At 62.7% G+C, this 13,568-nt stretch carries 14 protein-coding genes; 11 read left to right on the top strand and 3 right to left on the bottom strand.

Going from position 1 to position 13,568, the window contains the following annotated elements; all coding sequences use genetic code 11:
• Positions 1-112: 112 nt before the first annotated feature.
• The 11 genes from CFter6_RS05655 (at position 113) to CFter6_RS05705 (ending at position 11,828) form a co-directional block, all read left to right on the top strand.
• Positions 113-982: a CheR family methyltransferase gene (locus tag CFter6_RS05655; protein ID WP_061539094.1), complete on the top strand. Its 870-nt coding sequence runs from the start codon at positions 113-115 to the stop codon at positions 980-982.
• Complete coding sequence (gene cheD, locus CFter6_RS05660) at positions 979-1,635, top strand: chemoreceptor glutamine deamidase CheD (protein ID WP_061539095.1); 657 nt, start codon at positions 979-981, stop codon at positions 1,633-1,635. Before CFter6_RS05655 ends, cheD begins: the two co-directional genes overlap by 4 nt.
• Before the next feature lie 55 nt (positions 1,636-1,690).
• A complete protein-coding gene (locus CFter6_RS05665; RefSeq protein WP_061542226.1) occupies positions 1,691-2,713 on the top strand; it encodes a protein-glutamate methylesterase/protein-glutamine glutaminase in 1,023 nt (340 codons plus the stop codon).
• A 133-nt stretch (positions 2,714-2,846) separates the two neighbouring features.
• Positions 2,847-3,245 carry a chemotaxis response regulator CheY gene (gene cheY, locus CFter6_RS05670; protein WP_061539096.1) on the top strand — a complete coding sequence of 133 codons (399 nt, stop codon included), beginning with the start codon at positions 2,847-2,849 and terminating at the stop codon, positions 3,243-3,245.
• Position 3,246: 1 nt separating this feature from the next.
• The gene (gene cheZ / locus CFter6_RS05675; RefSeq protein ID WP_061539097.1) at positions 3,247-3,885 is read left to right on the top strand and encodes a protein phosphatase CheZ; all 639 of its coding nucleotides are present in this window, start codon (positions 3,247-3,249) and stop codon (positions 3,883-3,885) included.
• A 185-nt stretch (positions 3,886-4,070) separates the two neighbouring features.
• Complete coding sequence (flhB, locus tag CFter6_RS05680) at positions 4,071-5,225, top strand: flagellar biosynthesis protein FlhB (RefSeq protein ID WP_061539098.1); 1,155 nt, start codon at positions 4,071-4,073, stop codon at positions 5,223-5,225.
• 41 nt (positions 5,226-5,266) lie between these two features.
• On the top strand, positions 5,267-7,327 hold the full coding sequence (gene flhA, locus CFter6_RS05685; RefSeq protein ID WP_150118879.1) for a flagellar biosynthesis protein FlhA: 2,061 nt from the start codon (positions 5,267-5,269) through the stop codon (positions 7,325-7,327).
• Positions 7,328-7,329: 2 nt separating this feature from the next.
• A complete protein-coding gene (gene flhF / locus CFter6_RS05690) occupies positions 7,330-9,684 on the top strand; it encodes a flagellar biosynthesis protein FlhF (RefSeq protein ID WP_061539100.1) in 2,355 nt (784 codons plus the stop codon).
• 10 nt (positions 9,685-9,694) lie between these two features.
• Complete coding sequence (locus CFter6_RS05695) at positions 9,695-10,498, top strand: P-loop NTPase family protein (RefSeq protein ID WP_061539101.1); 804 nt, start codon at positions 9,695-9,697, stop codon at positions 10,496-10,498.
• 24 nt (positions 10,499-10,522) lie between these two features.
• Positions 10,523-11,266, top strand: a complete 744-nt coding sequence (locus CFter6_RS05700; protein ID WP_061539102.1) for an RNA polymerase sigma factor FliA — start codon at positions 10,523-10,525, stop codon at positions 11,264-11,266.
• Between the two features lies 1 nt (position 11,267).
• A complete protein-coding gene (locus CFter6_RS05705) occupies positions 11,268-11,828 on the top strand; it encodes a flagellar protein FlhE (protein ID WP_061539103.1) in 561 nt (186 codons plus the stop codon).
• A gap of 22 nt (positions 11,829-11,850) precedes the next feature.
• On the opposite strand, the gene CFter6_RS05710 is transcribed toward CFter6_RS05705, so the two are convergent.
• The 3 genes from CFter6_RS05710 to flgA all read right to left on the bottom strand — a co-directional run bounded on the left by CFter6_RS05710 (position 11,851) and on the right by flgA (position 13,479).
• On the bottom strand, positions 11,851-12,303 hold the full coding sequence (locus CFter6_RS05710) for a flagella synthesis protein FlgN (RefSeq protein WP_061539104.1): 453 nt from the start codon (positions 12,301-12,303) through the stop codon (positions 11,851-11,853).
• Positions 12,300-12,644 (bottom strand): flagellar biosynthesis anti-sigma factor FlgM, encoded by a 345-nt coding sequence (flgM, locus tag CFter6_RS05715; RefSeq protein ID WP_236904550.1) that lies wholly within the window; start codon positions 12,642-12,644, stop codon positions 12,300-12,302. Before flgM ends, CFter6_RS05710 begins: the two co-directional genes overlap by 4 nt.
• A gap of 97 nt (positions 12,645-12,741) precedes the next feature.
• Positions 12,742-13,479: a flagellar basal body P-ring formation chaperone FlgA gene (flgA, locus tag CFter6_RS05720; RefSeq protein ID WP_061539105.1), complete on the bottom strand. Its 738-nt coding sequence runs from the start codon at positions 13,477-13,479 to the stop codon at positions 12,742-12,744.
• Between the last annotated feature and the right edge of the window lie 89 nt (positions 13,480-13,568).

A 13,568-nucleotide genomic window follows, 5' to 3' on the forward strand; every position in this document is an offset into this window, starting at 1 on the left:
GCAGGGTTTTAGGCGCTTGTTTGCGGCATCGGCGTAAGGCTGCCATGTTTATATTGCAATACGGGCAGGTGCCGCAGCGGGCGGACCTGTTCACCATGTTAAGGCACACCGGATGACTATCAAACCGAGCACCAGGGTTGCTGCTGCTTCAGCTCGGGATTTTTTGCTGACCGACGGCGATTTTTCCCGGGTCCGTGCGCTGATCCATCAGCGCGCCGGCATCGCGCTGGGCGAGCAAAAGCGCGAGATGGTCTACAGCCGCCTGTCGCGTCGCTTGCGCGAACTGGGCATGAACGATTTCACTTCCTATCTGGCCCTGCTGGAAGCTGAGAAGGATAGCGCCGAATGGCAAGCTTTCACCAATGCCCTGACCACCAACCTGACGGCGTTTTTCCGTGAAGCACATCATTTTCCGTTGCTGGCGGAGCATGCAAAAAAATGCGCGGCGCCGGTGACAGTCTGGTGTTCGGCCGCCTCCACCGGCGAAGAACCGTATTCGATTGCGATGACCCTGATCGAAGCGCTCGGCAGCCGCGCTGCCACGGCCAGCGTGATCGCCACTGACATCGACACCCAGGTGCTGGAAAAAGCCGCGGCCGGGGTCTACACCATGGAACAGGTCAGCAAGCTGCCGCTGGAACGGCTCAAGCGTTTTTTTCTGAAAGGCAGCGGCGCCCGCGCCGGGCAGGTGCGGATACGGCCGGAAGTGGCGGCCATGGTGAAGTTCGGCCAGGTCAACCTGCTGGATACGCAGTGGGGCTTGAAAGAACCGTTCGACGCCATCTTTTGCCGCAATGTGATGATCTATTTCGACAAGCCGACGCAGAACAAGATCCTGCAGCGCTTTGCGCCTCTGATGAAAGCGCAAGGCTTGCTGTTTGCCGGGCATTCCGAGAATTTTTCCTATGCCAGCCAGCCGTTCCGGCTGCGCGGCCAGACCGTGTATGAACTCGATCCGAGGCAGGCTAAAGGCGGCGCATGATTTCAGCAGCGGAAGAGTCGATCGCGACCCATCATTATTTTGACCGCGAGTTCGACAGCGCGGCGGTCAAGCTGCTGCCGAACGAATACTACGTCACGCCTGACGACATGGTGCTGAGCACCGTGCTGGGCTCATGCGTGGCGGCCTGCGTGCGCGACAGCACGGCAGGAGTCGGCGGCATGAATCACTTCATGCTGCCGGACGACGGCAGTTCCGGCAACGGCACTTCGGCTTCCATGCGCTACGGCGCCTACGCCATGGAGATGCTGCTCAACGAGTTGCTCAAGGCCGGCGCACGGCGCGAGCGGCTGGAAGCCAAGGTGTTCGGCGGCGGCGCGGTGCTGGCCAACATGACGCTGCTTAACATCGGCGACCGCAATGCCGATTTTGTATTGCGCTACCTGCAGATGGAGCAGGTACGGGTGGCGGCGCAGGACCTGCGCGGCAACCTGCCGCGCAGGATCAGCTATTTTCCCCGGAGCGGCAAGGTCATGGTGCGCAGGCTGCATCGCATCAACGATGCCGAACAAATCCAGCGCGACGAGCAGCAGCTGGTGCAGACGCTGGCGCAGCAGCCAGTGCGCAGCAAGGTGGAATTATTCAATACGGCCAGCGGCAAGAGAGCCGTAAAACAAGGTGGGGGCAGCGCATGAACGATAAAAAATCAAGGTGTTGTGTGTCGACGATTCAGCGCTGATACGCAGCTTGATGACCGAAATCATCAATAGCCAGGCGGATATGACGGTAGTGGCGACGGCGCCCGATCCGCTGGTGGCGCGCGACCTGATCAAGCAGCTTAATCCGGATGTGCTGACGCTGGACGTCGAAATGCCGCGCATGGATGGCCTGGATTTCCTGGAAAAGCTGATGCGCCTGCGGCCCATGCCGGTGCTGATGGTGTCCTCGCTGACCGAGCGCGGATCCGAAATCACGTTGCGCGCGCTGGAACTGGGAGCAGTCGATTTTGTCACCAAACCGCGCCTCGGCATACGCGAAGGCTTGCTGGAATATACCGACCTGATCGCCGACAAGATCCGCGCGGCAGCCCGCGCCCGCCTGCAGTCGGCGCGCCGCTCCGGCGCCGATGCGGCGGCAGCGGCCGGATTGACGCCCATGCTGCGCAGCCCTTTGCTGAGCACCGAGAAGCTGATCATCATCGGCGCCTCCACCGGCGGCACCGAAGCGATCCGGGAAGTCTTGCAGCCGCTGCCGCCGGATTGCCCGGGCATCATGATCGCGCAACACATGCCGCCCGGGTTTACCCGCTCCTTTGCGCAGCGCCTGGACGGCTTGTGCCGCATCACCGTCAAGGAAGCGGAACACGGCGAGCGGGTGCTGCCGGGCCATGCTTATATCGCGCCCGGCGGCTTCCATCTGTCGCTGGCGCGCAGCGGCGCCAACTATGTCGCTCACCTGGACCAGGAAGAGCCGGTAAACCGCCATCGGCCGTCGATCGATGTGTTGTTCGATTCGGTCGCCCGGCATGCCGGCAAGAACGCCATCGGCGTAATCCTGACCGGCATGGGGCGAGACGGCGCCGCAGGCTTGCTGCGCATGCGCCAGGCCGGCGCCTACACCTTGGCGCAAGACGAAGCCAGCTGCGTGGTGTTCGGCATGCCGCGCGAGGCAATCGCCATGGGTGCGGCCAGCGAAGTAGCCGGCATAGCTGAAATGAGCGCACGCCTGATGGCGCGCCTGATGTCGTACGGCGAACGCTCAAACCGGGTGTGAAACGGGTGTGAAACGGGTGTGAAACGGGTGTGAAAATTACCTGCCCTGCATTTTTTGACATTTGTGACGTTATACAGATATGGCGTCAGGAATTTGTGCAGGTCCTGGACCCTATTTATAGTGTGGAGTAATCATGGTTGATAAAAGCATCAAAATTCTGGTGGTGGACGATTTCCCCACCATGCGGCGGATTGTGAGAAATCTGTTGAAAGAGCTCGATTTCGTCAATGTCGATGAAGCCGAGGACGGCGCAGCGGGGCTGGCCAAGCTCAAGGACGGCAACTTCGGCTTTGTCGTCTCGGACTGGAACATGCCGAACATGGATGGCCTGACCATGCTGCAATCGATACGCGCCGATCCGGCCCTCGCCAGGCTGCCGGTGCTGATGGTGACGGCCGAAGCCAAGAAGGAAAACATCATCGCCGCCGCCCAGGCCGGCGCCAACGGTTATGTGGTCAAGCCTTTTACCGCGGCCACGCTGGAGGAAAAGATCACCAAGATATTCGAAAAAATTGCGAAAGAGAGCGCTTGATATGAGCCTCGCCTTACAGATGCCGGTTGCCGGCGATTCCGCCGAACAGCTGGTCAACCGCATCGGCCACCTGACCCGCCTGCTGCGCGAAAGCATGCGCGAACTCGGCCTGGACCAGGAGATCGCCAAGGCAGCGCAGGCGATCCCGGACGCCCGCGACCGCCTGAATTACGTGGCGGCGATGACCGAACGCGCTGCCGAGAGAGCCCTGAACGCGATCGACGTCGCCCAGCCGATCCAGGAAAAACTCAGCAAGCAGGCCAAGACACTCAACCAGCGCTGGGATGAGTGGTTCGTCAGTCCGGTCGAGCTGGACGATGCACGGGTGCTGGTGCTGGATACCCGCAATTACCTGAAAGAGGTACCGCAGCAGGCTTCGGCCATTAATGCGCAACTGATGGAAATCATGATGGCGCAGGATTTCCAGGACCTGACCGGCCAGGTCATCAAGAAAATGATGGAAGTCGTGCAGGAAATGGAAAAGCAGCTGCTGCAGGTGCTGATCGACAACACGCCGCTGGAAAAGCGCAGCGACGGCAACGGCCTGTTGAACGGTCCGCAAATGAAAGCGGAAGAGAATCCCGACGCGGTTTCCGACCAGGAGCAGGTTGACGACCTGTTGTCCAGCCTGGGTTTCTGAGCCGGGTAATTGGGAGTCAGCATCATGCTTAAAAACGGTCGGGGCGATGGCAAACACGCCCTGACCGCAGCGATTGCCTGAGCAGCGCCGCTATCCCCGCCTTGTTTGCCCGATTGCATCTGCCTCCTTGCATCAATAATCGACATTGATAGGGCGCTGTTCGTCCCTTCTGGTTCGGAGCATGCATGGCGGAAGAAAGCGATCTCGAAAAAACGGAACCCGGTTCTCCCCGGCGCCTGGAAAAGGCGCGCGAAGAAGGCCAGGTTGCCCGTTCGCGCGAGCTGAGCACGTTTGTCATGCTGAGCACCGGCATCGGCGGCTTGTGGCTGACGGCGCTGCCGATGGCCGAGCATATTGGCCACGCCTTGCGGCAGGGCATGCAATTCAAGCGCGCTGCCGCTTTCGACTCGTCCTATATGCTGACCCAGGCCGCCGCCGCCGCGCAGGAAGCGCTGCAGGCTTTGTTGCCCTTGCTGGCTATGCTAGCGCTGGCGGCCCTGACAGCGCCGCTGATGCTGGGCGGCTGGCTGTTTTCTCTGGATGCGCTGGCGCCAAAATTCTCCAAGCTGAATCCTGCGACCGGCATCGCCCGCATCTTCTCCAGCCAGTCGCTGGCGGAACTGGTCAAGGCATGCACCAAGTCGGTGCTGGTAGGCGGCATCGCCTACTGGGTCATGTCGCGCAACCTGGATACGCTGCTTGGCCTGCTGGGAGAGCCGGTACATGGCGCGCTGGCGCATACGGTGCGGCTGGTCGCCAATTGCTGCGGCCTGATCATTGCTTCCTTGCTGCTGGTGGCAGCCATCGACGTTCCATACCAGTTGTGGAGTTATTACCGCAAGCTGCGCATGACGCGCGAAGAGCTGAAGCAGGAACACAAGGAAAGCGAAGGCGATCCGCACGTCAAGGGCCAGATCCGGCGCCAGCAGCAACAGATGGCGCGGCGGCGCATGATGGCCGAGGTGGCGACGGCCGATGTGGTGGTGACCAATCCGACCCATTTTGCGGTCGCGCTCAAATACAGCGACAAGGAAATGCGCGCGCCGCGCGTGGTAGCCAAAGGCACCGACCTGGTGGCGCTGCGCATCCGCGCCATCGGCGCCGAACACAAGATCCCCATGCTGGAAGCGCCGCCCTTGACTCGGGCGCTGTACCGCCATACCAACCTCGGCGAAGAAATTCCGGCCGCCCTGTACACCGCGGTGGCCGAAGTGCTGGCCTGGGTTTACCAGCTGCAGCGCTGGCGCAACGAGGGAGGCGTTGCGCCACGCACGCCGGCTGACCTGCCGGTTCCCGCTTCTCTCGACACCTCACTCGACATATTAGGGAGCCCGGCATGAAGCCAGCAGGCCCAGCTTTTTCATTCAGTTCGTTGCCTCGCATGGGAGCCGCCATATTGGCCGGCAACAGCGTCAAGGGCATGGCCGGTCCGGTGCTGATCATCATGATCCTGGGCATGATGATCTTGCCCTTGCCGCCTTTCCTGCTCGACCTGCTGTTCACCTTCAACATCGCGCTATCGGTGATGGTGCTGCTGGTCAGCATGTACACCATGAAGGCGCTGGATTTCGCCGCCTTTCCTGCGGTGCTGCTGTTTTCCACCTTGTTGCGCTTATCGCTCAACGTCGCTTCTACCCGGGTCGTGCTGCTGGAAGGCCATACCGGACCGGATGCCGCCGGCAAGGTGATCGAAGCCTTCGGCCATTTTCTGGTAGGCGGCAATTTTGCCGTCGGCATCGTGGTGTTCGTGATCCTGGTGGTGATCAACTTCATGGTCATCACCAAGGGCGCAGGACGGATTGCCGAAGTCGGCGCACGTTTCACGCTGGATGCGATGCCGGGCAAGCAGATGGCGATCGACGCTGACCTCAACGCTGGCCTGATCGGCGAAGACGTGGCGCGCAAGCGCCGTGCTGAAGTTGCGCAGGAAGCGGATTTCTACGGTTCCATGGACGGCGCCAGCAAGTTTGTGCGCGGCGATGCGGTGGCCGGTTTGCTGATCATGGTGATCAACGTGGTCGGCGGCCTGATTGTCGGCGTCGCCCAGCATGGCCTGGATATTTCGGTGGCGGCCAAGAACTACACCTTGCTGACCATCGGCGACGGCCTGGTGGCGCAGATTCCGGCGCTGGTGATTTCGACTGCGGCCGGTGTCATCGTTTCGCGCGTGACTACCGACGAAGATGTCGGTCAGCAGCTGATGGGGCAATTGTTCTCCAATCCGCAGGTGCTGTTCCTGACCGCCGGCATCATCGGCCTGATGGGGCTGGTGCCGGGCATGCCGCATGTGGCGTTCCTGATCATTGCCGGCGGCCTGGTCTATCTCGGCCGGCGCTTGCTGCAGAAAACCGCGGCGGCGGAATATGCGGCCAAGGCGCCGCCGCCTTCCGCCGCGGCTGCAGAACCGGCCGACGCCAGCTGGGATGACGTGGCGCTGGTCGATCCGCTTGGGCTGGAAGTCGGCTACCGCCTGATTTCACTGGTGGACCGCAGCCAGAACGGCGAACTGCTGGGGCGCATCAAGAGCATACGCAAGAAATTTGCGCAGGACATCGGCTTCCTGGTGCCGGTGGTGCATATCCGCGACAACCTTGAACTCAAGCCGAATTCTTATGTAATCACGCTGAAAGGCGTGGAGATCGCCAACGGCGAAGCCTGGCCCGGCCAATGGATGGCGATCAACCCGGGCCAGGTCAGCGCCACCTTGCCCGGTACGCAGACGGTCGATCCCGCCTTCGGCCTGCCGGCGGTCTGGATCGAAAGCCACATGCGGGAACAGGCGCAGATCTACGGCTATACCGTGGTCGACGCCAGCACCGTGATCGCTACCCACCTGAACCACCTGATCCATGCCCATTCGGCGGAACTGTTGGGACGGCAGGAAGTGCAGCAACTGCTGGACCGGGTCGGCAAGGATGCGCCGAAGCTGATCGAGGACCTGGTGCCGAAACTGCTGTCGCTGACCACATTGCAGAAAGTATTGCAAAACCTGCTGGACGAAAGCGTCTCGATACGCGACATGCGCACCATCCTCGATGTCCTGCTGGAGCATGGAGCCGCAGTCAGCGACGCCACCGAGCTGACATCGCTGGTACGGCTGGCGCTGGGTCGGGCCATCACCCAGCAGCTGTTCCCTGGCAATGGCGAATTGCAGGTGATCGGCCTCGACAGTTCGCTCGACCGGGTCCTGCTGCAGGCGCTGAGCAATGGCAGCGGGCTGGAGCCGGGGCTGGCCGACAGCCTGCTGGCGCAGACCCAGGCGGCAATCACGCGCCAGGAGCAGTTCGGCCTGTCGCCGGTGCTGGTTGTGCAGCATCCGCTGCGGGTCTTGCTGGCACGGTTTTTACGGCGCAGCCTGCCGCAGCTCAAAGTACTGTCGCATGCCGAAATCCCTGACACTCGCACCATCAAAGTAACCGCCACTATCGGAGGCAAGGTTTGAACATGCACACTGACAGCGTCACCATCGTCGCTCCGTCCAGCCGCGAAGCGCTGCGCCTGGTGCGCGAACAGCTGGGACCGGACGCCATCATCGTTTCCAGCCGGGCGACTCCGGCCGGCGCCGAAATCGTCGCCATGCTGGAAACCGCAAGCGATGAGCGTGCGGCATCGGCGCCTGCACCGGCCGTTGCCGCGCCGGCGGCAAGCGCCGCTGCGCCGTTCAGCATGGACAGCAACGGTAGCGTTATCAGCGAAATCCATTCGATGCGCGGCATGATCGAAGAGCAGCTGGCCGGCCTGGTGTGGAACGACAAGCAGCGTCGCGATCCGGTTCGCGGCCACCTGCTGCGCACCTTGCTGGGCGCCGGCTTCAGCGCCAGCCTGGCGAAAGCAATGCTGGATCATTTGCCCACCGGCCGCAATTTTTCCTCCGGCATGGCCTGGGTCAAGGCTGAACTGGCGCGTAACCTGCCATTGATGGAAAGCGAAGATGCGCTGATGGACGGCGGCGGCGTCTACGCCCTGATGGGCCCGACCGGAGTAGGCAAGACCACCACCACCGCCAAGCTGGCGGCGCGCTGCGTGATGCGCTTTGGCGCTGACAAGCTGGCGCTGCTGACGACCGACAGCTATCGTATCGGCGCGTTTGAACAGTTGCGCATCTACGGCAAGATCCTGGGCGTGTCGGTGCATGCAGTGAAAGACGCGGCTGACCTGCGGCTGGTGCTGGAGGATTTGCGCGACAAGCACATGATCCTGATCGATACGGTCGGCAAGAGCCAGCGCGACCGCAGCGTGTCCGACCAGGTCGCCATGCTGTGCGGCGCCGGTCGTCCTGTCAAGCGCTTGCTGCTGCTGAACGCAGCCAGTCACGGCGATACCTTGAATGAGGTGGTGCACGCCTATAAGGATAGCGCCGGCGGCAACCAGCTGGCGGGCTGCATCTTCACCAAGACCGACGAAGCCACCCATCCCGGCGCATTGCTGGATACCGTGATCCGTCACCGGCTGCCGGTGCATTACGTCTCCTGCGGCCAGAAAGTGCCGGAAAACCTGATGCTGGCCGAGCGTTCGAAACTGGTCGACAGTGTGTTCCAGAGCGCCAGCCGCAGCGCCTTGTTTGTCCCGGGCGAAGCCGGCCTGGGCGAGCTGCCGGCGGCATTGAACAATGACATCGAACTGGCTGCCGCGGCCGCCGCCACGGAACGCTTGCGCAGCCAGTGCCGGCAGTTGATCCGGGTGCTGGCGCATGACGCCGAAGAACTGGCCGCCAACGCCAGTGCGCTGGCCGATGGCGGAATCGGTTTCGAGACCAGCAGCGGATTGTGGCGAGCTCTGGCGGACGACAGCGCGGGCAGCCAGGTGATAGCACACAAACTGCTGACGCACGCAAAAACGGAAATAGAACTTGCCTGCGCCACCCATGTGCTGGCAATCAGCGGCAAGACCGAACTGATTGCCAGCCGCAGCGGCGACGCTTATGCCTTGCAGTCCAGCGTATTGCTGTCGGATCGCGACGGCATGCCGCTGGCGGCGCCGCATCAATTGCTGTCGACTGCGCTTGCCGCCGGTGCAAGCAGCGTCATGCCGACACCGGCGCTGCGCCAGCTGGCCTGGATGCATGGCCAGGATTTCGGCAAGCCGGTGGTGCACCTGCTCGACAGGACGCCGGCGCCAGGCCTGATTGATTCCTGGCAGGCCGGCGGCCTGTCATGGCTGGCACGGGCACGCAGCACGACGCGCGTGGTGCACGGCGGCATCACGACAAACCTGGCGCAACTGACCGCGCAACTGGCCTTCACTGCGCCTCAGATGATTACTTACAAGGGCAGGCCGGCGCAGCAGACGCTGGCGGAAACGGCAATCACCCTGGGCAGCGACTTGCGTTGCGTGGCAGTGCGTATCACCGATCAGCATAACGGCAAGCTGCTGGCCAGCTGGCATTTGCTGAGCAACCTGGCGCCAGCGGCGACGGCATCGCAACTTGCCGTGTGGAGTTGCTGGAAACAGGCCGCCGATCCCTATTACAAGTTGCTCAGGCAAGCCATCCTGCAGCTCGGCGCCTGCACTGAGCCGGGCGACAGTCATATGCAAAAGCGCTTGCTGGTTGCCGCCCAAGTCAGCACGACCATCTGGCGCCTGGCCCAAAACCGGGACAGCTGGGCCGGCGCCGCGCGCACCTTGCTGGCGCAGTTATCCGGACACCGGATCCGTTCCGGTTCGGTCACCGTTGCTTCCGCTGCCGCGCTGTTTGAAGGTTTCGGCAAGCTGATTGCGCTGCTGGATGCCTTGGCGCTGGACGCCGGTAACGTTGCTGGCCTGGCGCCGGCGCACGGCACGGCGGCGTTGCCGGGATGAGGAGGCGGTTTTGAACAAGGTCGTCAGCGACCAGGCGGACGGTTTGCGCTATCTGATGGCGCAGCATTCAGGCATGCAGGTAGCGCATGTCATTGCGCTGGTCGGCAGTAGTCCAAGAGTGGGCGTTACCAGTGTGGCCCTGAACCTGGCTGCGGCGCTGGTGCAGCAGGGAAAGGAAGTGCTGCTGCTGGACGAACAGAGCGGCGCGCGGTCGGCAGCGGCGATGTGGGCTGGCTCTGCGGCAGGCAGCTGGTCCGATGTTACCGGCGGTCTGCCATTGCCGGCAGCGGCCTCGCGCCTGGCTTGCGGCGCGCTGCTGCTGGCAGTGCGTAAAGGCGATGCGACCGCAGCGGCTGAAGTGCGCAATGTGTTCCAGGGACAGGTAATCCTGATCGACGCCGGACTCGACCGGGACGGCGCGCTGTCCCCACTGGCGGCGCAAGCCGACGATGTGGTGGTGGTGTTGCGGCCGCAGGCGGCGTCGATTACCGCTGCCTATGCTTGCGTCAAGCAGCTGCATTACGCGCATGCGCTGCAGCGCATGAGGATCATGGTCAATCTGGCGGCCGGGGTGCCGGCGGCGCAGCACGTGCTGCACAACCTGGCTGCCGCCGGCAGCCGTTACCTGGGCCTGGCGCTGGAACCTGCCGGTTGCGTGGCGGAGGATCCGCAGCTGGTGCGTGCGCAAGGACTCAAGTTGAGTGTGGTGGAGGCATTCCAGACCAGCGCCGCGGCAATCGATTTCCGCCGCATCGCCGGCCAGCTGCTGCAATGGCCGCGCCCTGTTGTTAACCGAAATCTGGACACTGTGTGAGTAGAGCGGGAAGAGGAATCCATCATGTATACGGCTCAGGGAAAAATCGACAAATCCGACACGCTGGCGCAATACGCGCCGCTGGTGCGGCGCCTGGCTTTGCAGCTGATAGCGAAATTGCCGGCCAGCGTAGAGCTGGACGACATGATCCAGGCCGGCATGCTGGGTTTGCTGGATGCCGCCAACCGCTACCAGGACGACCAGGGTGCGCAATTCGAAACCTACGCCAGCCAGCGCATCCGCGGCGCGATGCTGGACGAATTGCGCGCAAACGACTGGCTGTCGCGCGGCCTGCGCCAGTCTTCGCGCAAGGTCGACGCCGCGGTGCAGGCGCTGGAGCAGAAACTGGCGCGGCCGCCCAGCGAGCGTGAAATCGCATTGTCCATGCAGCTGTCGCTGGAAGATTATCAGCACCTGCTGCAGGAGATCCACGGATCGCAACTGGTGTATTACGAAGACTGCGAAGGCGGCAGCAATGAAAACTCCTTTCTTGACCGCCAGCATGACGATAGCAATCGCAGCGGCGCCGGCGATCCGCTGCAACGCCTGCTGGACAGCGGCATGCGCCACATGCTGGTGGAGGCGATCGCCCTGATGCCGGAACGTGAGCGGCTGCTGCTCAGTCTGTACTATGAGCAGGAAATGAATTTGCGCGAAATCGGCGCCGTGCTGGAAGTCAGCCAGTCGCGCGTCTGCCAGCTGCATAGCCAGGCTATCAGCCGCTTGCGGGTGCGTTTGAATGAAACCAGCCGGAGCGAGATTGCCTGAGATGATGAAACTGGCCTGTCGCGAGTCCAGGCTGAGATGGCTGCTGGTTTGCGGTGCGGCTGGCTTGCTGGCGGCGACGAACGTCTTTGCCGGCGAGCAGTCGGCAGCAGCGATTGACCTGAATACCTATATGGGGCGCGACCAGAGCTTGCCAGCCAGACCTGGCGCCATTCGACTTGACAGCAGGGTCGCTGCAGGCGGACAGGCCCGGGTCGCAGGTTCCTGGAGCGCTTCGACTTCCACACCCGCAATGTTCCATCGTGGCGTCAGTTATCAGTCGCCCCAGATCAATCCGGTCGGCAGCGGCGTCTCTTCAGGTTCGAGGACACGTCGGGTCGGCTGGCGTTACGGTTTCCTGACAGCGCCGCCGGCAGGCATCCACGCTTATCTGTGCAACTACGCCAGATGTGTCGGCCTCAGCGGCGCCAGCGGCAGCACCGGCGCTTTTGACGGCGACAACGGCTTGTCGAATTTCGTGTTTGCTTTTGTGATCGACGGACGCGGGCCTTTGACCCCGGCCTTGCAGGGAGCTGCCGGCCAGATCTTGGTCAGCTACGAATAATCGGGCTGCGAACTGTCGGTGTTCAGCTCGACGCCAGGCTGTGGCCGTTGCCGAGCCCGACCTGGTGCTTGCCGTCGGCGCCATAAAGCGATTGCCCGTGGGCGCGCAGGAAATTGATCGAGCGGCGTACGAAGTCCAGGTGAGTATGGATCATGATGCCGTTGCGATGGTTGTTGTCGCGGGCCTGGGCTGCGTGTACCAACAGCTCTTGCCAAACCTGCTGCAGGCCGCCGGCCGCTGCCGCAGCGTCGCCGCCGGCCCGTCCCGCTGCAAAACCGACCGCCTGCTGCCGCTGTTCCCGTTCCTGCTCAAGCGCGGTGATGCGCTCAGCCAGCTGCGCTTTGCGCTCGGTGATGAGCGGCAATTCGTCAAAGCGGCTCTTGATCAGCGCCTCTGCTTCCTGGTCCAGCAAGTCAAGAAAAGCGTCCATCACGGCGCGCTCCTGCTGCAGGTGCTTGAGCAGTGCGCTGCTCATGACGGTTTCTTGCCCAGCAGGTCGCGTACCGTATCGAGCAAGCCGTCGGCTATCTTTCCGGGATTGATCTGGTAGCGGCCTTCGCTGATGGCCTGGCGGATCTCGGCGACCTTGGCGGCATCGAAATCGCCGGCGCCGGGTTGCAGCAACTGGGTTTGCAGCTGGCGCACTTGCGCCGACAGTGAATTCAGGGCGGCGGGCATAGGCGGGCTGGCGCTGGTGGCGGTGCCGGCTGCAGCAGCGTCGGCGGATGCGGCGCGTGCCGCATTATCCTTGCTGGACGCCGCATTGGCTGGGCTCGACACGCTATTGAGCGGCTTTGTAGGTTGATCGATTTTCAAGATGTTTCCTCTAAGGGATCTGTTCGTTATAACGGCAGCTGGCGCAGGAAGTTTAGGGTTTCGGGTTGAAAATGTCGAAACTGTTATCGAAAAAGAACTAATTCGGCAATTCGACCGAACCGTCGGCGCGGGCAACGCCGCTCAGCATCTGGCCGGCCTGCGTCTTGACCTGTATTGCTGCACCAGCCGCGGCATTGGTCATCGCCCGTCCTTCGGTGCTGACTACGAAACCCGAACCTTGCGACTGGACTTTGACGCTTTGCCCCTGTTGTATCACGGTTGCGCCGCGCAACAGCTCCAGCCGCAACGGCGCGCCCAGGGCGATCCGGTTCGAGGCCACCATGCCGGCGGCTTGCTGCGGATTGGTGACCACGCCGCGCGGCAGGGCGCTGAGATCGCCTTGGCGCGGCTGGATATCGGCAAGGCCCAGGGTGTCGCCGGCACTGATGGGACGGCCGGCTACATAGTAGTTCGCTACCACCGCCACATAGGCCGGCACGTAGCGCGTCCATGCCGGCGTGGCGGAGCCGTTGTCGTTGCAGCGCAGGCCGACCGAGACACGGCCCCAGACACGGGCGCCGCTCGGCAGGAACGGCTCCAGTGCGTCGCAGGCGGGCAGGGCGCCTGCCATCGGCGTGTCGATGCGGATGCTGACCTTGCCTGGCAAACCGCCGGCCTGGGCCAGCAGGAATTGTTCAATGACGGGTCTGGCGCTGCCGCTTAGTTCCGTTGCCCTGGCGAGTGCGGCCCGGCTACCGGCGCCTAGTGCTGCCGCCGCCAGGAAGTCCAGGCAGGCAAGTGCAAGCCGCCAGCGCCGGAATGATATTGCATGCATGTGAAATCTTCCCTTCGATCGGAATTCGTTGCGACGGATTGTCCGCCGTCAGATTCTAGACAACCGCGGGACATGGGCAAGCGCCGAAC

The organism is Collimonas fungivorans (assembly GCF_001584145.1).
Taxonomy (GTDB): domain Bacteria; phylum Pseudomonadota; class Gammaproteobacteria; order Burkholderiales; family Burkholderiaceae_D; genus Collimonas; species Collimonas fungivorans.

What these genes read in the sequence shown, in the direction of transcription:
- CFter6_RS05655 (WP_061539094.1), top strand. Translation starts at nt 113, where the DNA reads ATGACTATCAAACCGAGCACCAGGGTTGCTGCTGCTTCAGCTCGGGAT.
- cheD (WP_061539095.1), top strand. Translation starts at nt 979, where the DNA reads ATGATTTCAGCAGCGGAAGAGTCGATCGCGACCCATCATTATTTTGAC.
- CFter6_RS05665 (WP_061542226.1), top strand. Translation starts at nt 1,691, where the DNA reads ATGACCGAAATCATCAATAGCCAGGCGGATATGACGGTAGTGGCGACG.
- cheY (WP_061539096.1), top strand. Translation starts at nt 2,847, where the DNA reads ATGGTTGATAAAAGCATCAAAATTCTGGTGGTGGACGATTTCCCCACC.
- cheZ (WP_061539097.1), top strand. Translation starts at nt 3,247, where the DNA reads ATGAGCCTCGCCTTACAGATGCCGGTTGCCGGCGATTCCGCCGAACAG.
- flhB (WP_061539098.1), top strand. Translation starts at nt 4,071, where the DNA reads ATGGCGGAAGAAAGCGATCTCGAAAAAACGGAACCCGGTTCTCCCCGG.
- flhA (WP_150118879.1), top strand. Translation starts at nt 5,267, where the DNA reads ATGGGAGCCGCCATATTGGCCGGCAACAGCGTCAAGGGCATGGCCGGT.
- flhF (WP_061539100.1), top strand. Translation starts at nt 7,330, where the DNA reads ATGCACACTGACAGCGTCACCATCGTCGCTCCGTCCAGCCGCGAAGCG.
- CFter6_RS05700 (WP_061539102.1), top strand. Translation starts at nt 10,523, where the DNA reads ATGTATACGGCTCAGGGAAAAATCGACAAATCCGACACGCTGGCGCAA.
- CFter6_RS05705 (WP_061539103.1), top strand. Translation starts at nt 11,268, where the DNA reads ATGATGAAACTGGCCTGTCGCGAGTCCAGGCTGAGATGGCTGCTGGTT.
- CFter6_RS05710 (WP_061539104.1), bottom strand. Translation starts at nt 12,303, where the DNA reads ATGAGCAGCGCACTGCTCAAGCACCTGCAGCAGGAGCGCGCCGTGATG.
- flgA (WP_061539105.1), bottom strand. Translation starts at nt 13,479, where the DNA reads ATGCATGCAATATCATTCCGGCGCTGGCGGCTTGCACTTGCCTGCCTG.